Source organism: Tunturibacter empetritectus, assembly GCF_040358985.1.
GTDB classification, from domain to species: Bacteria; Acidobacteriota; Terriglobia; order Terriglobales; family Acidobacteriaceae; genus Edaphobacter; species Edaphobacter empetritectus.
In genome coordinates this window covers 3,002,148-3,020,961 of sequence record NZ_CP132932.1, presented here as the reverse complement: position 1 = coordinate 3,020,961, position 18,814 = coordinate 3,002,148, and the positions used below count along the sequence as shown (strand labels likewise).

Genomic DNA, 18,814 nt, shown 5'->3' with positions numbered 1-18,814 from the left:
AGCTGCTCTGCGAAACTGGAGGCTGCATGGTGTGCCATTACCTCGTAAAAGGTCGCGTGCAGGGCGTCGGATTCCGCTGGTTCGTACACCAGGAGGCGGCCGAGATTGGCCTGCGCGGATGGGTCCGCAACACCGACCAGGGCCACGTCGAGATCGTTGCGGCGGGGAAACCAGAAGAGCTTGCCGAGTTGAAGGATGCGCTGCGGAAGGGTTCGCGCGGCAGCCGCGTCGACGCTGTAGAGGAACAGGAACTGGTCGAGAGCGAAGGCGCGCAGCTCGGACCATTTGAGATTGAAGGAGCCTGGTAAGAACTGATGACACTACCGATTAATTGTGAACCCCTGAAGACTCTGATCCGCACCGTGCCGGACTTTCCCAAACCTGGGATTCTGTTCTACGACATTACGACGGTCTTGAAAGATAAGGCGGGGTTCGCCACGCTGATCGACGCCTTCGCACAGTACTACATTGGGAAAGAGATCGACCTGGTGCTGGGCATCGAAGCTCGCGGCTTCATCTTCGGACCAGCGCTGGCGTATCGCTTGAACGCGGGATTTGTGCCGGTGCGCAAGCCAAGGAAGCTGCCCGCACCTACTGCTCGAGTGAATTACGATCTCGAGTACGGGACCGATGCTCTGGAGATTCATCTCGATGCCATCCAGCCGGGCGAGCGCGTAGTCATCGTGGATGATCTGCTCGCGACCGGGGGGACCATGCAGGCGACAGTGCAACTGGTGCGGCAACTCGGCGGCGAGATTGCGGGGCTTGGGTTTGCGATTGAACTTGATTTTCTGAAGGGCCGCGAAAAGTTTCAGGAGTACGACGTATTGAGCCTGCTCCACTATGACGAATAACTGAATCGAGCCAAAGCAACGTCTCTTAATTGCTGGCCGTCATACTGCAACGACAAAGGGGAAAAGATGAAGTCACATGGATATGCGGTGCACGATAAGAAGTCGCCTCTGGTTCCTTTCAGCTTTGAGCGACGTGAGCCAGGCGCGAACGATGTCGTCGTTGAGATCGCTTACTCCGGTGTGTGCCACTCGGATATCCACCAGGTTCGTGACGAGTGGGGTGGTTCAATCTATCCGATGGTGCCAGGGCATGAGATCGTCGGGCATGTGACCGCGGTCGGTGGTGCGGTAAAGAAGTTCAAGGTGGGGGATCTTGCCGCCGTTGGAGTGATCGTCGACTCCTGCCGAGTGTGCGAAAACTGCAAGGCCGACGAACAGCAGTACTGCCTGAAGGGTGCAGTCGAGACCTACAACAAGCGCGACTACGCGGGCGAAGTCACCTACGGTGGCTACGCCAACAATATCGTTGTGAACGAGAACTACGTCCACACGATCTCACCGAAGCTGAACCTCGCCGCAGTAGCGCCGTTGCTGTGCGCAGGGATTACAACCTACTCCCCGCTACGCCACTGGAAGGTTGGGAAGAACAGTAAAGTGGGCGTTGTTGGACTTGGCGGCCTGGGTCACATGGGTTTGAAGTTTGCCCATTCTTTCGGCGCGCATGTGGTGCAGTTCACCACTTCCGAAAACAAGATTGATGACGCGAAGAAGCTGGGTGCCGATGAGGTGGTTGTCACCAAAGACGCCGCAGCTCTAGCCAAACATACCGGAAGCTTTGACTTTATTCTCGACTGCGTTTCGGCGCCCCACGATATAAACCAGTACCTGAATCTGCTGCGATTGAATGGAACCCTGTGCCTTGTGGGTCTTCCTGAAACCCCGTTGTCGGTAGCTCCATTTTCCGTGGTGGCCAATCGGCGCTCGCTGGCAGGATCGGGGATCGGCGGGATGAACCAGACGCAGGAGATGCTGGACTACTGTGCAGAGCACAACATCGTCTCCGACATTGAGCTGACCTCAGTCGACAGGCTGAACGAAGCCTATGAGCGGGTCTTGAAGGCTGATGTGAAGTATCGCTTCGTCATCGACATGGCAACGTTGCCTAAGGGTTAGTCGGCCGCTTGTCTTCGCGGCTTAGGCGATGAGGGTAAACAGCGGCGAATCCAAAGCGACGGTCTGCGCAGGGCCAGCGAGCTTTCCCGTAGCGGCATCGCGGCGAAAGACCGTGACATTCGCGGAGTCCTGATTCGCGCAGAGCAGCCATTGCGCCGTCGTGTCCAGTGTGAAGTGGCGAGGCGTTTTACCACCGCAGGAGATCCGCTGAAGCACCGCAAGGTCGCCGTTTCTTGCAATGGAGAAGACGACCAGAGAGTCTTCCCCACGATTGCTGGCGTAGAGAAAGTTTCCGTCAGGAGAGATAGTGAGCTCCGCAGCGGTATTCTTCTCAGCGGGAAAGTCCGCCGCGATCGTCTTGATTGAGAAGGTGGAATTAACCAACAGGCCCTGCGGCGCATTGCTGAATCGGGTAGCCGTCCACAGACAACGATCAATGCTGGAGTCGATCTCATTGATGACATAGACCCAGCGGCCGTTGGGATGGAAGACGACGTGGCGCGGTCCTGAACCTGGACGCTCGTTGGTGAATAGATGTGGGTCGGAGAGTTGGCCTGTCTCAGGATGAATGTAAAAGACTGAGATATGGTCGGTACCGAGATCGCAGACCAGCAGGAAGCGGTCATCGGGCGAGATGGTAACGCAATGCGGGTGCGAGTTGTCCTGACGAGCAGAGTTAGGACCGAGTGCTCCGAACTTCTGATGATCCTTGAAGTCGAGGCATTCGACCGGATGGCTGAGCGTTCCATCTGATTGGACGCGATAGGAGGCGACAGAACCGCCGAAGTAGTTGGCCACGAAGGCGGCGTGACCGGTAGAGTCTACCGAAATATAAGCCGGCCCGGCACCACCAGAGGGAACCTCCCCGGTCTGCTGAAGATTGCCACTCCCCGAATCCAGCATGAAACTTGTAACGGTGGCTCCAGGATCGTTGATGGCGTTGACCGCATAAAGCGAGCGGCGTCCGGCTCCAGGTGGAGTGACCGCAAGATAAGAGGGCCGGACCGTGGCGGCAATCAGCGTAGGCGGAGTCAGTTGACCAAGAGCAGGATCAAAGGTCGACCGGTAGATACCTTTGCTGACTCCCTTGTTCGTGTCGGTTCCGAAGAAGACATGAATCGGCGGCGGCAAGGCCACTTTCTTCTTTCGAGTGGGCCATGCGGCAAAGGCGCGCGCAGTGGCTGCGAAGGCAGGAAACAAGACAAGGAATCGGCGTCGCGAGAACATAAACCAACCTCCCGTGAGGTTATGCTGGTTCGCCTGGAAGGTGGATGCCCAACTCGTCTTCGGCCCGAAGATTGTCGTTGATGACGGGAAGGCTGGGAAGATTGTCGGTACGGCCAGCCTCTTTGACAACAGCGCTAGCGTGTTCGAGGACCTCATCGACCGTCATGGTGTACATCTCGCGCCCATTGTCGTAGCCGGACTTGACAGCGTGCTGAAGATATCGGCCGGCGGTCTGCGCGGCAAGATAATCCGTAATGACATGCCCCGTGCGTCGCTTCTGCTCGACCCATGCCAGGTTCGGCATGGCGATCCAGACTGGCCTGCCATTGACGGCAAAGCGGATGTCGGTGGCATCGGCATGACGCGTCGCGATGGCCACTATGGTGCCCTTCCATACGCAGTGAAGGTCTTCTCCGGTCCAGCGGTCGGTTACTTTGAAGTCTTCATACATGATTGTCTCTAGATTAGAGCAGGGGGAAAGGATGAGCAAGGCAGAGGCCGAAAACCATTGAAATTTGTGTGGATCTGCTTTTAATTGGGCTAATTTGTTGCAGGTATTCCCACAATAGGAATAAAGCACGAGGTTACTTTCGTAAGCACTTGAAATTGTCTCTGGCTTATGCTGGTGACGGCAGCTATTCTTGTCTTGATTTTACGGTGATTGATGAGCGTGCGTCGAACAGAAGCTGAAGCCGCTACCTTAAGGGCGATCTGGACACGTGATTTGTTGGACTCCCAGCCAGAGCTTGAATGTGATGAACTGGTTAGGCTTGCTGCCTGTCTTTGCGGAACTCCACTTGGCCTGGTGACGCTGCTCGATGAGCGGCACCAATGGTATCGTGCGTCTGAAATACTTAAGATGGGCGAGACTCCGCGGGAGGTGGCTTTTTGTGCCCACGCGGTACGGCAGACTGGGCTCTTCATGGTGAAGGATGCCCTGCTGGATAGCCGTTTTTCCAGTAATCCCCTAGTTACTCTTGATCCGGCGATCCGCTTCTTTGCCGGGGTGGGTTTGCATGACTCCGATGGCGAGCCGATCGGGACCTTCTGCGTGGTCGATATGTCACCTCGCATCCTTAGCGAGGATCAGTCCGAGGCTATCGAGATCTTCGGACGACAGATAAGTCTTCGACTGCAAGCGATCGTTCAGCGCCGGGCACTAGAACAGGCACTGGCGGAAAAAGAAAGAGCGAGCGCAGGGCTCCGGGCAAGCGAGGAGCTCTTTCGCGCGTTCATGAATGCCAGTCCGTTTCTGAGCTATATCAAAGATGCTGCCGGGCGACTACTCTTCTACAATCGCAGCTTCGCGCAGCGGTTTGGGGTAAGCGAGTATGCGTGGCTCGGACGAACCGACGAGCAGCTATGGTCGAGAAAGCTGACCAAATCCGTACGAACTCATGATCTCGAAGTGATGGCAGGCGGAAAGATGGTCGAAACCGAGGAGCACATTCGAAACTCTGACGGATCGGTCAGTTCGCTGCGGTCGTTCAAGTTTCCCTGCCATGACTCTGCGGGGAACGTACTGCTGGCCGGGGTGGCCGTCGATGTGTCAGAGGAGGTAGCGCATCAGGCTGAGCTGGAACGCTATCATCGCGAACTCGAAGATGCCAACGACCAGCTGCGCAAGCTCGCTGTCACCGACGAACTTACGGGATTGCGCAATCGCAGATCTTTCGAGGAGCGGCTGGTGATGGAGTTCTCGCTGGCGCGACGGAGGAAGCGGGAGCTTTCCGTACTTCTGATCGACGTTGACGACTTCAAAACGATCAACGACCGCTGGGGTCACGCGGCCGGTGACGAGGTGTTGCGACGACTGGGCATGATTCTGCGAACGACAGTACGGTTGCCCGATCTGCCTGCGCGGTACGGAGGGGAGGAGTTTGTGGTCCTGCTACCAGAGAGCGGCGAAGAGAGCGCCATGGGTCTCGCGCGACGGGTTATGCAGCGGGTCGCGACGGAGGACTGGGAGAATCAGCCGTTGACCATCAGCGTAGGAATGGCTTCGATGAACGAGTCGCTTGAGAATGGATTTCAACTGGTAGAACTGGCGGATGAAGCGTTATATGCAGCCAAGCGTGCGGGAAAGAATCGCGTCGTGGTGCACAGCGGCTAGATTATTGCGTTCTTACAAACACAAAAGAGGCGCATCCATAAGGTGCGCCTCTTTATGTTGCTATCTGTCTGAAGTTTACGCTTCGGCGTTCGGATCGCCGGCTTCGCCTTCGCCGCGCTCTTCCATCTGCTTGGCGAGTTCCTCGCGCTTCTTGGTGCGAGCTTCGGCGCGCTTCTGAGCCTTCTCGTTGAGCTCATGCTCTGCACCGAGAAGTTCGATGTAGGCCATCTCGGCGGCGTCACCTTTACGGGCTCCGAGGCGAGTGATGCGGAGATAGCCGCCCTGGCGTGCAGCGTAACGCGGGGCCACGGTGGCGAAGAGGCGGTCGACCGACTCAGGCGTCATCAGGTAAGCAGCAGCCTGACGGCGGGCATGAACGGTGCCGCGCTTGCCGAGGGTGATCATCTTCTCGATGAGAGGACGAGTCGCCTTGCACTTGGTGATGGTGGTCTCGACGCGGTCCATCAGGATGACAGAGGTGACGAGGTTGCGCAGCATGGCGCGGCGATGGCTGGTGTTGCGGCCTAGTTTGTATCCTGCATTACGGTGACGCATCGGTGATCTCCTTCGACTCGGCTCTGGCCGTGAGTCGGTGGTGCTTAGAATGTGCGCTCGGTGGAGGCTGGCGCGGGTGAAGCGGCCTCAAGTGATTCAGGAGGCTTGTTGCAACGCGGCTTGCATTGCGCTTTCAGGTAAGACTGCGGCGGCAGATTGGACTCCACCGCCGCAAGCCTGGTTAGAAGTTCTCTGGCTCACTGCCGACGAGGTCAAGGTCTTCGTCTTCATCTTCATCTTCATCATCGTCGTCATCAAAGTTGCCGAAGCTGGCGGCGAGGGTGGCTGCGGGCAGAACGGAGGTGGGTCCGGGCTGCGGGTTACCGTTCTCGTCGATCTTCATGCCGAGGGATAGGCCCATCTGCGCGAGAATCTCTTTGATCTCATTCAGGGACTTACGGCCGAAGTTCTTAGTCTTTAGCATCTCGGCTTCGGTCTTCTGGATGAGTTCGCCGATGGTGGCGATGTTGGCGTTCTTGAGGCAGTTGTAGCTGCGGACGGAGAGCTCGAGCTCTTCGACCGAGCGGTTGAGGTTCTCGTTGCGCAGGGCCGGGCCGTCGTGGCTGCCGTCGTGACCGGCTTCCATCTCCTCTTCAAAGTTGATGAAAATGGTCATGTGGTCCTTCAGCAGCTTGGCGGAGAGGCCGAGAGCGTCTGCAGGAAGTACAGTCCCGTTCGTCCAGATCTCGATCGTGAGCTTGTCGTAGTCTGTGATCTGACCGAGACGTGCTGCCTCGACGAGGTAGTTGACCTTGCGAACGGGCGAGTGAACGGAGTCGACCGGAATGAAGCCGAGGCCAAGGTCGCCGTCGAAGTTTTTGTCGGCAGAGATGTAGCCACGGCCGCGCTTGAGGCGCATCTCCATGTCGATCTTGCCGCCTTCGGAGACGGTGCAGATGTAGACGTTTTTGTCGAGGATCTCGACGTCACCATCAGCTTCGATCATGCCGGAGGTGATGACGCCGGCCTGGTCGGCGCGGAGGTAGAGAGCCTTGGGGCCTTCGCCGGCAAGCTTGAACGGAATCTGCTTGAGGTTCAGGATGATGTCGGTCGCATCTTCTACAACACCAGTGATGGACTGGAACTCGTGCAGGACACCTTCAATGCGAACGGCGGTTACTGCGGCGCCCTCGATAGAGGAAAGTAACGTCCGGCGAAGGGCGTTGCCGATAGTGGTACCGAAGCCGCGCTCAAAAGGCTGCGCGGAGAACTTGCCGTACTTTTCGGTGAGTGTTTCGGTGTCGACTGCGAGGCGCTTGGGCTTTTGAAAACCTCTCCAAAGCATGTGTTTCTCCTTTTCCGGCCTAGCCGCGATGCATTCTGCGGACTGACGGGGTGTTGCTATTACGGGTTAGGTTTTGTATTGCTTTCGCATTTGTAGCGCGACAAGGAACAAATGAATGTTCCCCGTCGCGCTGCAAGATGACGAATCTTATCTGTAACTACAGCAGTTACTTGCTGTAGAGTTCGACGATCAGCTGCTCGTTGACCGGCAGGTTGACGTCCTCACGCTTCGGCAGGGCGATGACTTTGCCGGAGAGATTGTCGCGATTAATGTCGAGCCACTGAACTTGATTTTGACCGGCGGCAAAGTTCTTCGCCTCTTCGAGCATAACCAGAGCCTTCGAACCCTCGCGGATCGCGATCTCATCGCCAACCTTCACCTGGAAAGACGGGATGTTGACCTTGCGGCCGTTGACCTGGAGGTGGCCGTGACGGACGACCTGACGGGCCTGGCGGCGGCTCATTGCGAAGCCGAGGCGGTAAGCCACGTTGTCCAGACGGGTCTCGAGCTGCTGGAGCAGGAGTTCGCCGGTGACGCCCGTCTTGTTGGAAGCCTTCTGGTAGTAGGCGCGGAACTGGGTCTCGAGGGTGAAGTAGATGCGCTTGGCCTTCTGCTTCTCGCGGAGCTGCAGACCGTAGCCGACGACCTTCTTAACCTTGCGGGACTGCCCGTGTTGGCCTGGGGGGAAGTTGCGCTTCTCGACGGGGCACTTTTCAGAGAAGCACTTGGTTCCCTTGAGGAAGAGCTTGGTGCCGTCGCGGCGGCAGAGGCGGCAGACGGGTCCGGTGTAACGTGCCATTTTTATAACTCCTGACTTCGGGTGACGATCGCTTTACGCGCGGGCAGCGCTTCTTCACGATCCAGTTGTCGTAATGTCTTGCCTGCGGCGGGGCCTGAGAACAAGCTCACCGCCGCAGTTAGGACAGGTTGCATTCATTGCTTGAGTGCATGTTGTACAGAAGCTGCACTCATAACTGCAGATGAAGGCTACTCCGCATGCATTGAGAGCCGTATTACAGCGCTCGCATTCGGCCTTCATCAAAAGTGCCACAGATCAAACGCGGCGACGCTTCGGCGGACGGCAGCCGTTGTGCGGCATCGGCGTAACGTCGCGGATGCTGCGCACCTCGATGCCAGTGGTGGCGAGAGCGCGGATCGCGGACTCACGGCCGGAGCCGGGACCCGAGACGCGCACATCGACCGAGCGGACACCGTGGTCGCGAGCTGCGTTGGCTGCACCAACGGCGGCCTGCTGTGCGGCGAACGGAGTTCCCTTACGGGAGCCACGGAAGCCAAGCGAACCGGACGACTTCCAGCTCAGCGTGTTGCCAACCTGGTCGGTGATGGTGACGATCGTGTTATTGAACGACGCCTGAATAAAGACGAGGCCAAATGGAACATTCTTGCGCTCGCGCTTCTTGAACTTCTTATTCTTGCCGGGCTTTGCTGCGCCCTTCGTATTCTGTGTCTTCGCCATGTCTTATTTCGTCGCTTTCTTCTTACCGGCAACGGTTCCCTTGCGTGGGCCTTTGCGGGTGCGAGCGTTGGTGTGAGTGCGCTGGCCACGGACAGGAAGGCTGCGGCGATGGCGGAGGCCACGGTAGGACTGAATTTCGATGAGGCGCTTGATGTTCAGCGAGATGTCCTTGCGGAGATCGCCTTCGATCTGGCCCTCGGCTTCAATAACCTGACGGATGCGGTTCAGCGCGTCCTCATCGAGCGTGCCGACCTTCGCGACCGGATCGACGTCCGCCTTCACGAGGATCTTGGCGGCGCGAGAGTCGCCGATTCCGAAGATGTAGGTGAGACCGATGCGCGCCTGTTTGTTATTAGGGACATCGACTCCAGCAATACGTGCCATGGGGTTCCTTTTCGGTTGAGCTGCGCGGGCTTTGCCACGAGAGCGGGTTTCTTGTTTACGGCAGGTCCGTCGGGTTCAACGCAAGCCTTGACTTCGGCTAACTAGCCCGGCGGGGCCGGTGGTGCTGGAAAAGCGATTTACCCCTGACGCTGCTTGTGCTTTGCGTTCTCGCAGATAACACGCACAACACCGCGACGGTGGATAACCTTGCACTTATCACACATCTTCTTTACTGAGGCACGAACCTTCATTGTGATTCCCTTCTTTTGCTGCAACATAAAACCGGAAAACCAAAATTACGCGTTTCAAGGAAACAAATCTCCTTTTTGACGTGCAGTATGAACGCCAGGGTCAAGACCCTGAACTATCCCAAGTGCAAATGCGCTTGAGCAACCCATGATGGAGACGGGATGGGCTCCCGTAGCCGTTGTCTACTTGTAGCGATAGACAATGCGGCCGCGGTTGAGATCGTATGGGCTGAGCTCAATCGCGACGCGATCGCCGGGGAGGATACGAATGAAGTTTTTGCGCATACGTCCGGAGACGTGTGCAAGGGCCTGGTGCTTGTTCTCAAGCTCGACCTTGAACATCGCATTCGGCAGGGTCTCGACAACCACCGCCATCACTTCAATTGCATCTTCCTTCGACAAACGATCTCCTTTGGAAGGTCAGGGGCGAACCCCTTTCGTTTCCACAACTTCTTGTATAAGTTGAGAGTTTTCCTCAACCAGAGTTACCATGCGACACACTTGCGCGCACCGCATCTCTTATAGTAACCCAAAATGGGTCGATTTTCCTAGCGGGTAAGCACCAAGGGGCCATCTTTCGTGAGGGCGACGGTGTGTTCAAAGTGGGCGCTGTAGCTGCCGTCAACCGTCACCGCCGTCCAGCCATCCTTCAAAACCCGCACTTCTGGGCCGCCGGCGTTGATCATAGGCTCGATGGCGAGCACCATGCCCGCCTTCAGCCTTGGTCCCTTGCCGGCAGCCCCAAAGTTCGGAACCTGGGGGTCTTCGTGCATCGCGCGGCCAATCCCATGACCCACAAACTCGCGGACAACCCCAAACCCTTCCGCCTCACAGAGTTCCTGAACAGCGGCGGAGATGTCGCCCAAACGCCCGCCAATCTGACATTGCTCGATCGCCTTCTCGAGCGAGGCCTTGGTCACTTCGAGAAGCTTTGTCGTCCCAGCACTCACCTTGCCGATTGGGTAGGTCACGGCGGCGTCCGAGTAAAAGCCGTCGATAATGACCCCGCAGTCGATGGAGAGAATATCGCCTTCAGCGAGGATGCGCTTCGCGTTTGGCATGCCGTGGACAACTTCATTGTTGACCGAGGTGCACAGAGCCGCGGGGAAGCCGTGGTATCCCTTGAAGGCCGCAATAGCACCCAGCTCAGCGATCTTTTTGACAGCAATCTCTTCTAGGTCCATCGTCGACGCGCCGGGGACAACATGGGGCGCAATTGCGTTATGAACCTGACGGAGAGCCTTGCCGGAGATCCGCATCTTCTCGATCTCCTGCGCCGTTTTGATCATGATGGCCATAGTGTGGACTTAGGAGTTCGGATACTGGCGAAGGCGAATCAGGGCTGCTTCGATGTCGGCGGTAACCTGTTCGACGGATTGGTCGCCGTTGATCTCTTCGAAACGGCTCTGGTTGCGATAGTGCTCGATGACCGGGGCCGTTTGAGCTTGGAAGGTCTTCATGCGTTCGGTGAAGACGGCCTCAGAGTCGTCTGGGCGCTGGACGAGGGTGGAACCATCTACGTCACAGATGCCGGGAGTCCTGGGCGGGTTCGAGTAGATGTTGTAGATGCGGCCAGCGGGTGAGATGCGGCGGCCAGTGATGCGGTGTAGGAGCTGCTCGTAGTCAACTGAGATGCTGATGGCGACAACAGGAAGGGTGTTGGGATCGTCGGAGAGCTGGGCATCGAGCCAGGTGGCCTGGTTGAGAGTGCGGGGAAAGCCGTCGAGGATGAAGCCCCGTGCGGTGTCAGGCTGCTTGAGGCGGTCGGCGACCATCTCGTTGACGAGGTCGTCGGAGACGAGAGTTCCCTGGTCGACCAGAGTCTTCGCCGCTTTGCCGAGTGGCGTACCGTTGGAGATGTTCGAGCGGAGGATGTCGCCGGTGGATATTTGCGGGATGCCATAGGCGGCCATAAGCGCCTTCGCCTGCGTGCCTTTGCCAACGCCGGGAGCGCCTAAAAGGAGCACCGGCCCGGGCAGGAAGTTAGCTGCCTGGGCCGTCACGGGTTCAGTCATAGTGCTTGTCGTCAACGGGATCAGTTCCTACCAGCTCTTGCGGCCACGGATGCGGCCACTCTTGGGAGTGAAGCCGTCGTAATGGCGCATGATGAGCTGCGATTCGATCTGCTGGACCGTGTCCATGGCTACGCCGACGACGATCAGCAGGCTGGTGCCGCCAAAGTAAAAGTTGACGCCGAGGCCGTTGGTCATCCAGGTCGGCAGCCGATCGAAGACCGAGCCGATGAGCCAGAGATGGTTGAAGTGGATTCCGCTGATGAGCAGCTGCGGAATGATGGTGATGATGATGAGATAGAGCGCGCCGACAAGGGTGATGCGTGTCAGCACATCATTGATGAAGTCAGCCGTGCGCTTGCCAGGACGGATGCCGGGGATAAAGCCTCCGTACTTGCGCATGTTGTCGGCAATATCGTCCGGGCGGAAGACGATCGAGATGTAGAAGTAGGCGAAGAAGATGATCGCGACCATCTGCAGGAGTTCGTACCAGGGCTCACCTGGGGCCAGAGCACGCAGGATCGGTCCAAAGAAGGAAGAGTCCTGCAGCGAATAGCCGAAGATATGCGCGCCGGAGAAGAGCAGAGGAGCGGACAGGATGGAGCTGGCGAAGATGACCGGCATCACGCCGCCGGAGTTGACCTTGAGAGGGAGGTGCGTGGACTGCCCACCCATCATCTTGCGGCCAACGATGCGCTTGGCGTACTGGACCGGAATGCGACGCTCCGAGCGCTCCACGAAGACGATGAAGGCGACGACGGCAATCATGCCTACGATCAGGAAAGCGACAGCGATGGGAGTCAGTGCTCCCCATGCGTTGTCGCGTACCTTCTCATAGAGATTCTCAATGCCTTTGGGCAGGCCGACGACGATACCAGCGAAGATGAGCAGGCTCATCCCGTTGCCGATACCGCGCTCGGTGATCTGCTCGCCCAGCCACATGATGAACGCAGTGCCGGCTGTGAGAGTAATGACGCAAAGCGGGATGAAAGCGGCGCGGGAGATGGTGACCATCGTCTGCCCGGTGCTGGTGTTCGTCAGCGTTAGCGCGATGGCAAACGACTGAACGATGCCAAGCAGAACCGTAACGTAACGCGTCCACTGGGTGATCTTGCGGCGGCCCAGTTCGCCTTCCTTCTGCAGCTTGGCCAGCGGCTCATAGATGACCGTGAGCAGTTGGAAGATGATCGACGCCGTAATGTAAGGCATGATGCCGAGCGCGAAGACGGTGAGCTTGCGGAGGTTTCCACCGGAGAAGAGGTCGACCAGGCCGAGTGCCGAGCCGGAGTTCTGATTGAAGAACTGGGCGAGCATGTCGGCGTTGATGCCGGGGGTGGGGATGTGCGAGCCGAGGCGGTATACGGCCAACATGCCAAGCGTGAACAACACGCGCTTGCGGAGGTCGGGAATTTTGAAGATGTTTGCGATTTTCTCGAACATCGGGAGCTGAAACCTCGGGGGTAAGACTGACGTTCTGGTGAAACGGCGATGCGAGGCGGTTGCCCTCGCCTGCCAATCATTCTAAATGCTGCCTAGCCGATCAGGATGGCCTTGCCGCCGGCCTTTTCGATCGCCTCCTGGGCGGTCTTCGAGAACTTGTGCGCGTGAACCGTTACGGCAGTCTTGATCTCTCCGTTATTCAACACTTTGATCAAGGCGCCCTTCTTGCGGAGTAGGCCAAGCTCGATGATCTTGTCGAGGGTGAACTCGGTGACGTTCTCAGCGGCAACGATCTCGGCGACGCGGTCGAGGCCAAGGACCTGGTACTCAACGCGAAAGATGTTGGTGAAGCCGCGCTTGGGCAGACGGCGATGAAGGGGCATCTGGCCGCCTTCAAAACCACGCATCAGTGACGAACCCGAGCGGGAGCCCTGACCCTTGTGTCCGCGGGTAGAGGTCTTACCCATGCCCGAACCCATACCGCGGCCGACACGCTTCTTGTTTTCGTTAGCCCGCTTGGGGGCGCGTAGATTGGAGAGATTGCGGATTGCCATTGTTTCCTCGCTTAACGCCGATGAAGCAGCTTCTGCTCTTCGCCGACTCGCATATGAATTTACCCTGATGGGTTTGGTGCGGTTATGCCGGATCGCGATTAGTCGACGACGCGGACGAGATGGGGAACCTTTGCGACCATGCCACGAATGGATGGCGTGTCTTCACGCTCGACGATCTGGTTGAGACGGGTGAAGCCGAGGCCCTTGATGACGAGCTTATGCTTGACCGGGGTGCAGATCTTGGAACGGAAGTACTGCAGCTTGATTTTAGCGATTGCGTTGGTGTCAGCCATGAGAGAGCTCCTTGAATCTTGTTGGAGCAGAGGCAAGAGCTTAGAGCTCTTCCACTGCCTTACCGCGCAGGGCGGCGACTTCAGCCTTGTTGCGAAGCTGGATAAGAGCATCGAACGTAGCCTTGATGACGTTGTGCGGGTTGGCCGAGCCAAGGCTCTTGGTCAGCACGTTCTGCACGCCGGCGGCGGTCATCACAGCGCGAACCGTCTTGCCGGCGATGACGCCAGTACCTTCCGGGGCTGGCTTCAGCATCACCTGGCCTGCGCCGAAGTGGCCAAGAACCTGGTGAGGAATCGTGCTCTCGGTCAGGTTGACCTTGTGCAGATTCTTCTTGGCCGACTCGATCCCCTTACGGATGGCCTGGGGAACTTCTTTGGCCTTGCCGGAGCCGTAGCCGACGACACCTTCCGCCGGGTCGCCAATAACGACGAGGGCGGCGAAGGACATGTTCTTACCGCCTTTGACGACCTTGGTGACGCGGTTGATCGAAACGACCTCGTCCTTCAGGTTGAGGCGGTTCGCATCGATTTTTTTCTTCATTGCCATAATGTCTTGTCCAGCTTTCTGGCGGCCAATCAGGGCGCGCCTTGAACCTCAGAATCTGCAAACCTTAGAAATCAAGACCCGCTTCACGGGCTGCATCGGCGAGGGCCTTCACGCGGCCGTGATACAGGTAGCCGCCACGGTCAAACACAATCTTCTTGATGCCCTTCTCTTTGGCGCGCTCTGCAATCAGCTTGCCGACTTCGGCTGCCGCGGCGATGTTGCCGCCGTACTTCTTCTCTTCGGTCTTCTTGCCCATGGAAGAGGCAGAGGCAATGGTGACTCCGTTGAGATCGTCGATGAGCTGCGTGTAGATGTGGTTGAGCGAGCGATAGACGTTGAGGCGCGGACGCTCGGCGGTGCCAGACATCTTCTCGCGGATGCGGGTGTGAACGCGCTGGCGGATCACATTACGCTGACGTGGATTGATCATGATTGACTTTCCTTCCTAGTGGCGTCCCCAGAGTGCTGAGGACGTTCGGTTATTGAAACTAATGTTGAGTGGCTGTGTGAGGAGCAAGTCAAATCTCACTCCTCACACAGCGCAGAATTACTTCGCTCCGGTCTTACCGACCTTCTTCTTCAGCTTCTCGCCGGTGTAGCGAACGCCCTTGTTCTTGTACGGGTCGGGCTTGCGGAGAGAGCGCATATCGGCAGCGATCTGGCCCACCTTCTGCCGGTCGATGCCGGAGACGGTGAGGTGAGTCTGCTTGGGGTCGATCTCGACGGAGATGCCGGTGGGCAGAGGAAACTCGATAGGGTGAGAGTAGCCCAGGGTAAAGACCACCATGTTCTTCCCCTTCAGCTCAGCACGGTATCCGATGCCGACGATGTCGATCTCTTTGGTCCAGCCGGTAGTGACGCCGGTGACCGCGTTGAAGACCAGGGCGCGGGCGAGACCGTGGAAGGCTGCCTGCTTGTCGGTCTGACGCTCGGTGATCAAGTGGCCGTCCTTCTGGACGAGGGTGATTCCGCCAGGCAGCATCGCGCTGACCTTGCCCTTGGGCCCTTCGACCATTACGGTGTTGCCGTTCTCGCTGACCGTGTACTTTACGCCGGCAGGTAGAGCGATCGGCTTCTTACCAATACGTGACATAACGAATCCCTTTTGTGGCTTGCGAGTCGCTTAGAACCTCTAAGTTCCACTGCAGCCGATGAGCCGATGGCTCGAATACAATCTTTCCAGAGTTGAGATCCTGGAAAGACTTTATTTCTTTTTCTTTACCAGACTTCGCAGAGAATCTCGCCGCCAACACCTTCGCGACGCGCCTGGCGACCGGTCATAACACCCTTGGGGGTCGTCATGATGGAGATACCGAGACCACCCTGAACGCGACGGATCTCGTCGCGGCCAAGATACACACGGCAGCCGGGACGCGATACACGCTGCAGGTCGCGGATGACAGCCTCGTTGTTCGGGCCGTACTTCAGGTAAACGCGGATGACCTTCATGCCATTCTCTTCGGTCGGCTTGTAGTTCGCGATGTAACCCTCTTCTTTGAGGATGCGGGCGATCTCGGCCTTAAGCTTGGAGGCAGGGACGTCGAGCTTCTGGTGACGCGCACGGATGGAGTTACGGATACGAGTCAAAAAGTCTGCTACTGGATCGGTGAGGTTCATTCATTCTCCTTCATCCCCCGTTCGCTCACGAGTCTCGCAAGAACCTGCGGGGATGTCTGTTTCGGGTGATACGTCCAGACTTCTGCACCATAAGCTCGCGCCCTGATGAGGTCTCTGGAGTAAGTGCGCGACCTGCGCCGCACACGAGTCTTTATTCTACCAGCTCGACTTCACAACGCCCGGAATCTCTCCCTTGAGGGCGAGCGAGCGGAAGCAGAGACGGCATACGCCAAACTTCCGCAGGAAGGCGCGGGGACGACCGCAGAGCTGGCAGCGGTTGTGCTGGCGAGACTTGAACTTCGGTTTCCTTGCGTCTTTGACGCGCTTTGCTGTAGTTGCCATGTGTTTTGCTCTCTATCTATGCTGCAAGTTCAAAAAGAAAACTTGGTTGATCTTTCTTTATGCTCCAACGCGGAAGGGCATACCAAAGCTCTTCAGCAGGGCGCGGGCACCGTTGTCATCCTTCGCCGTCGTGACGATGGTGACGTTCATACCCTTTAATTTATCGACCTTGGCGTAGTCGATCTCAGCGAAGATCAGCTGATCGCGCAGGCCAAGGGTGTAGTTGCCGCGGCCATCGAAGCTCTTCGATGAGACACCGCGGAAGTCGCGGACGCGGGGAAGCGCAATCGAGATGAGGCGGTCAAGAAACTCATACATCGTGTCGCCCCGCAGGGTCACCATCGCGCCGATGGGCATGCCCTCGCGTACCTTGAAAGCTGCGATGGACTTCTTGGCCTTGGTGGTCACAGGCTTCTGGCCCGCGATGGAGGCAAGATCGGCCACCAGGGGATCCATAATCTTGACGTTCTGGGTGGCTTCGCCGAGACCCATGTTGATGACGATTTTTTCGAGCTTCGGGATCGCCATGGCGTTGGTGATGTTGAGCTCTTTGCCCAGCGCCTGCTTGATCTCGCTCTCGTACTTCTGCTTCAGACGTGCTGCCATGTTTTTCTTCGCTTTCTCCACGGTTGCCGGGTTGGGGATTAGCCCGTGTACCGATGCGTGGGGTGAACCGTTGAACCAGGATTTGAACTGCTGCTGCATGAAACAAACTTTGCGAACTTTCTACTTCTTCTTCTCAGCGATCGTGGCGCCGCTGGTCTTCGCGAAGCGTACCTTCGTGTCGCCTTCGAAGCGCGATCCAACGCGAGTCTTCTTCCCGTCGCCATCAAGCAACATCACGTTCGAGATGTGAATGGTGGACTCCTGCTCCGCGATGCCGCCCTTGATGTTCCGCTGAGGGTTCGGCTTCACGTGCTTCTTCACCATCATTACGCCCTCAACCAGAACGCGATTCTTTTCAGCGATGACGCGAAGGACGCGGCCTGACCTGCCCTTGTCCTTGCCTGCGATTACTTCGACTTTGTCATTCCGCTTGATCTTGATGCCTGCCATAACTCTCTCTCTTCTCGACGATCCTGAAACCTCGGAGCCGGACTCCGGTTAATACTTTATGGCGCCGCGCAAAGCTGTGCGGCGTGAAACTAGATGACCTCAGGTGCGAGCGAGACAATCTTCAGAAACTTTTTCTCGCGAAGCTCGCGGGCCACGGGTCCAAACACGCGGGTTCCGACCGGCTCATTGGCATCGTTGATGACGACAGCGGCGTTCTGGTCGAAGCGGATGTACGTCCCATCGCGGCGGCGATACTCCTTGCGCGTACGGACGATCACAGCCTTGACAACCTTCCCCTTCTTGACGGTGCCGTCGGGAGAGGCTTCCTTGACAGCTGCGGTGACGACATCGCCAAGGCCTGCCTTCTTGCCGAGACCACCACCGAGGGGCAGGATCACCTGCAACTTGCGCGCGCCGGAGTTGTCGGCTACGTCAAGCATTGTTCTCATTTGTACTGACATCGTTCTTCTCCTGGCTACCTACTGCGGTGACACGGCCGGGGCTTATGCCCAGGCTTGAACTTGATAAACGCTAAAACTACTTAGCTTCGGCAGCGACAGCAGCCGCAGACTTCTCTTCCGCCAGCGCGAGAGAGGAGCGGCGAACGATCTCCTCGAGCGACCAGCGCTTGAGCTTCGACAGAGGACGTGCCTCGCGGATGCGAACCACATCGCCGACGCGTGCGGAGTTCTGCTCGTCATGCGCGTAGAACTTCTTGTTCGACTTCATCACGCGCTTGTACTTGGGGTGCGCCTTGCGCATCTCGATCTCGACGACGATCGTCTTCTGCATCTTGGTCGAGACGACCAGACCAACCTTCTCATTGCGACGCGAGGTCTGGGTCTCAGGAGTCTGGGCTTCGGGAGTTGCGGCTGCGGTGTTGGTTGTATCTGCCATGATTAGTCCTTCTTCGCTTTCTTGCGGGCGGTGCGAGTGCTCTTGGCCGGCGCAACGTTGGCGACGACGGGGTTAGCGGCCTTCTCGGCGGCCAAGGTGCGCTGCCGTTCGACGGTCTTGATGCGGGCGACATCCAGCTTGAGCGTCCGCAGCTTCTTGATGCCCTCGTTGTTGCCGAGGCTCTTCTGGAAGCGGATGCGGAAGAGCTGCTCACCAGCCTTGGCCTGCTCGCTCTTGAGCTCATCGTCACTGAGATTACGAATTTTTTCGAATTCCATTGTCTTTTCCTTGACTACTAAAGCTACTTAGCGACTACGGTCGCCTTAACATCGTGGCGCTGGACGAAGCTGGTCTTGAGCGGAAGCTTGTGTGCCGCCAGGCGCATCGCCTCTTTGGCAAGCTCCGGGGTGACACCTTCCATCTCGAACAGAATGCGGCCGGGACGGACGACGCAGACCCAGTGATCCGGGGCACCCTTACCCTTACCCATACGGGTTTCGGCAGGCTTCTTCGTGATCGGCTTGTCCGGGAACAGACGGAGCCAAACCTTGCCGCCACGCTTGATGAAACGCGTCATCGCGATACGGCTGGCTTCGATCTGGCGGTCGGTGATGTAACCGCACTCCATCACCTTCAGGCCGAAGTCGCCGAAGGAGAGATCGGAGCCGCGCCACGCTTTGCCCTTCATTCGTCCGCGCTGCTGCTTGCGGAACTTGACCTTCTTTGGCATCAACATAAGAAAACCTCTTTACTCTTTCAGGGATACGTTCAACACGCTCCCCGGAAACTCCGGCCAGGCC

General features: G+C 57.7%; 30 protein-coding genes. 4 read left to right on the top strand and 26 right to left on the bottom strand.

Annotated features, from left to right (window positions below; translation table 11 throughout):
* Nucleotides 1–26 precede the first annotated feature (26 nt).
* The 3 genes from RBB75_RS12495 to RBB75_RS12485 all read left to right on the top strand — a co-directional run bounded on the left by RBB75_RS12495 (nt 27) and on the right by RBB75_RS12485 (nt 1,967).
* On the top strand, nt 27–308 hold the full coding sequence (locus RBB75_RS12495) for an acylphosphatase (protein ID WP_179585594.1): 282 nt from the start codon (nt 27–29) through the stop codon (nt 306–308).
* A 6-nt stretch (nt 309–314) separates the two neighbouring features.
* Nucleotides 315–854: an adenine phosphoribosyltransferase gene (locus RBB75_RS12490; protein ID WP_179636986.1), complete on the top strand. Its 540-nt coding sequence runs from the start codon at nt 315–317 to the stop codon at nt 852–854.
* A 66-nt stretch (nt 855–920) separates the two neighbouring features.
* A complete protein-coding gene (locus RBB75_RS12485) occupies nt 921–1,967 on the top strand; it encodes an NAD(P)-dependent alcohol dehydrogenase (RefSeq protein ID WP_179636984.1) in 1,047 nt (348 codons plus the stop codon).
* A 21-nt stretch (nt 1,968–1,988) separates the two neighbouring features.
* Here RBB75_RS12485 and RBB75_RS12480 read toward each other — a convergent pair whose 3' ends face one another.
* The gene (locus RBB75_RS12480) at nt 1,989–3,194 is read right to left on the bottom strand and encodes a lactonase family protein (RefSeq protein ID WP_179636982.1); all 1,206 of its coding nucleotides are present in this window, start codon (nt 3,192–3,194) and stop codon (nt 1,989–1,991) included.
* A 19-nt stretch (nt 3,195–3,213) separates the two neighbouring features.
* Nucleotides 3,214–3,645, bottom strand: coding sequence for a hypothetical protein (locus tag RBB75_RS12475; protein WP_179636980.1), 432 nt, complete (start codon nt 3,643–3,645; stop codon nt 3,214–3,216).
* Between the two features lie 213 nt (nt 3,646–3,858).
* Between RBB75_RS12475 and RBB75_RS12470 the strand changes: the two genes are divergently transcribed.
* On the top strand, nt 3,859–5,307 hold the full coding sequence (locus tag RBB75_RS12470) for a GGDEF domain-containing protein (RefSeq protein WP_179636978.1): 1,449 nt from the start codon (nt 3,859–3,861) through the stop codon (nt 5,305–5,307).
* Nucleotides 5,308–5,382: 75 nt separating this feature from the next.
* On the opposite strand, the gene rplQ is transcribed toward RBB75_RS12470, so the two are convergent.
* The 24 genes from rplQ to rplP form a co-directional block, all read right to left on the bottom strand.
* A complete protein-coding gene (gene rplQ, locus RBB75_RS12465) occupies nt 5,383–5,862 on the bottom strand; it encodes a 50S ribosomal protein L17 (RefSeq protein ID WP_020715205.1) in 480 nt (159 codons plus the stop codon).
* A 181-nt stretch (nt 5,863–6,043) separates the two neighbouring features.
* Nucleotides 6,044–7,147 carry a DNA-directed RNA polymerase subunit alpha gene (locus RBB75_RS12460; RefSeq protein WP_179585606.1) on the bottom strand — a complete coding sequence of 368 codons (1,104 nt, stop codon included), beginning with the start codon at nt 7,145–7,147 and terminating at the stop codon, nt 6,044–6,046.
* Nucleotides 7,148–7,313: 166 nt separating this feature from the next.
* Complete coding sequence (gene rpsD, locus RBB75_RS12455) at nt 7,314–7,946, bottom strand: 30S ribosomal protein S4 (RefSeq protein ID WP_179585608.1); 633 nt, start codon at nt 7,944–7,946, stop codon at nt 7,314–7,316.
* Nucleotides 7,947–8,000: 54 nt separating this feature from the next.
* Nucleotides 8,001–8,186, bottom strand: a complete 186-nt coding sequence (locus RBB75_RS12450; RefSeq protein ID WP_353070388.1) for a DUF1272 domain-containing protein — start codon at nt 8,184–8,186, stop codon at nt 8,001–8,003.
* A 15-nt stretch (nt 8,187–8,201) separates the two neighbouring features.
* Entirely contained in the window at nt 8,202–8,624 is a 423-nt protein-coding gene (gene rpsK / locus RBB75_RS12445; protein ID WP_179585612.1) for a 30S ribosomal protein S11, read from the bottom strand.
* A gap of 3 nt (nt 8,625–8,627) precedes the next feature.
* Nucleotides 8,628–9,008 (bottom strand): 30S ribosomal protein S13, encoded by a 381-nt coding sequence (gene rpsM / locus RBB75_RS12440; RefSeq protein ID WP_179636974.1) that lies wholly within the window; start codon nt 9,006–9,008, stop codon nt 8,628–8,630.
* Nucleotides 9,009–9,145: 137 nt separating this feature from the next.
* Nucleotides 9,146–9,259, bottom strand: coding sequence for a 50S ribosomal protein L36 (gene rpmJ / locus RBB75_RS12435; RefSeq protein WP_158790629.1), 114 nt, complete (start codon nt 9,257–9,259; stop codon nt 9,146–9,148).
* 180 nt (nt 9,260–9,439) lie between these two features.
* On the bottom strand, nt 9,440–9,658 hold the full coding sequence (infA, locus tag RBB75_RS12430; protein WP_013581270.1) for a translation initiation factor IF-1: 219 nt from the start codon (nt 9,656–9,658) through the stop codon (nt 9,440–9,442).
* Between the two features lie 146 nt (nt 9,659–9,804).
* On the bottom strand, nt 9,805–10,554 hold the full coding sequence (gene map, locus RBB75_RS12425) for a type I methionyl aminopeptidase (protein ID WP_179636972.1): 750 nt from the start codon (nt 10,552–10,554) through the stop codon (nt 9,805–9,807).
* Nucleotides 10,555–10,563: 9 nt separating this feature from the next.
* Complete coding sequence (locus RBB75_RS12420; protein WP_179636971.1) at nt 10,564–11,271, bottom strand: adenylate kinase; 708 nt, start codon at nt 11,269–11,271, stop codon at nt 10,564–10,566.
* 27 nt (nt 11,272–11,298) lie between these two features.
* On the bottom strand, nt 11,299–12,708 hold the full coding sequence (secY, locus tag RBB75_RS12415) for a preprotein translocase subunit SecY (RefSeq protein WP_179636970.1): 1,410 nt from the start codon (nt 12,706–12,708) through the stop codon (nt 11,299–11,301).
* Between the two features lie 92 nt (nt 12,709–12,800).
* Nucleotides 12,801–13,262 carry a 50S ribosomal protein L15 gene (rplO, locus tag RBB75_RS12410; RefSeq protein ID WP_179585620.1) on the bottom strand — a complete coding sequence of 154 codons (462 nt, stop codon included), beginning with the start codon at nt 13,260–13,262 and terminating at the stop codon, nt 12,801–12,803.
* A 98-nt stretch (nt 13,263–13,360) separates the two neighbouring features.
* Nucleotides 13,361–13,555, bottom strand: coding sequence for a 50S ribosomal protein L30 (gene rpmD, locus RBB75_RS12405; RefSeq protein ID WP_158943424.1), 195 nt, complete (start codon nt 13,553–13,555; stop codon nt 13,361–13,363).
* A 40-nt stretch (nt 13,556–13,595) separates the two neighbouring features.
* Entirely contained in the window at nt 13,596–14,102 is a 507-nt protein-coding gene (gene rpsE, locus RBB75_RS12400) for a 30S ribosomal protein S5 (protein ID WP_218884479.1), read from the bottom strand.
* A 64-nt stretch (nt 14,103–14,166) separates the two neighbouring features.
* The gene (gene rplR / locus RBB75_RS12395; protein ID WP_179636966.1) at nt 14,167–14,532 is read right to left on the bottom strand and encodes a 50S ribosomal protein L18; all 366 of its coding nucleotides are present in this window, start codon (nt 14,530–14,532) and stop codon (nt 14,167–14,169) included.
* Nucleotides 14,533–14,649: 117 nt separating this feature from the next.
* Entirely contained in the window at nt 14,650–15,195 is a 546-nt protein-coding gene (gene rplF / locus RBB75_RS12390; protein WP_183768697.1) for a 50S ribosomal protein L6, read from the bottom strand.
* A 125-nt stretch (nt 15,196–15,320) separates the two neighbouring features.
* Nucleotides 15,321–15,719, bottom strand: coding sequence for a 30S ribosomal protein S8 (gene rpsH / locus RBB75_RS12385; protein ID WP_158790620.1), 399 nt, complete (start codon nt 15,717–15,719; stop codon nt 15,321–15,323).
* Nucleotides 15,720–15,875: 156 nt separating this feature from the next.
* Complete coding sequence (locus RBB75_RS12380; RefSeq protein WP_020715220.1) at nt 15,876–16,061, bottom strand: type Z 30S ribosomal protein S14; 186 nt, start codon at nt 16,059–16,061, stop codon at nt 15,876–15,878.
* Nucleotides 16,062–16,118: 57 nt separating this feature from the next.
* Complete coding sequence (gene rplE / locus RBB75_RS12375) at nt 16,119–16,667, bottom strand: 50S ribosomal protein L5 (protein WP_179636962.1); 549 nt, start codon at nt 16,665–16,667, stop codon at nt 16,119–16,121.
* A gap of 120 nt (nt 16,668–16,787) precedes the next feature.
* On the bottom strand, nt 16,788–17,117 hold the full coding sequence (rplX, locus tag RBB75_RS12370) for a 50S ribosomal protein L24 (RefSeq protein WP_353068259.1): 330 nt from the start codon (nt 17,115–17,117) through the stop codon (nt 16,788–16,790).
* 89 nt (nt 17,118–17,206) lie between these two features.
* Entirely contained in the window at nt 17,207–17,578 is a 372-nt protein-coding gene (gene rplN / locus RBB75_RS12365) for a 50S ribosomal protein L14 (RefSeq protein ID WP_158790617.1), read from the bottom strand.
* Nucleotides 17,579–17,654: 76 nt separating this feature from the next.
* The gene (gene rpsQ / locus RBB75_RS12360) at nt 17,655–18,014 is read right to left on the bottom strand and encodes a 30S ribosomal protein S17 (RefSeq protein ID WP_353068258.1); all 360 of its coding nucleotides are present in this window, start codon (nt 18,012–18,014) and stop codon (nt 17,655–17,657) included.
* Between the two features lie 2 nt (nt 18,015–18,016).
* On the bottom strand, nt 18,017–18,292 hold the full coding sequence (gene rpmC, locus RBB75_RS12355; RefSeq protein ID WP_179636958.1) for a 50S ribosomal protein L29: 276 nt from the start codon (nt 18,290–18,292) through the stop codon (nt 18,017–18,019).
* Nucleotides 18,293–18,315: 23 nt separating this feature from the next.
* Nucleotides 18,316–18,750: a 50S ribosomal protein L16 gene (gene rplP / locus RBB75_RS12350; protein ID WP_179636956.1), complete on the bottom strand. Its 435-nt coding sequence runs from the start codon at nt 18,748–18,750 to the stop codon at nt 18,316–18,318.
* Nucleotides 18,751–18,814 lie beyond the last annotated feature (64 nt).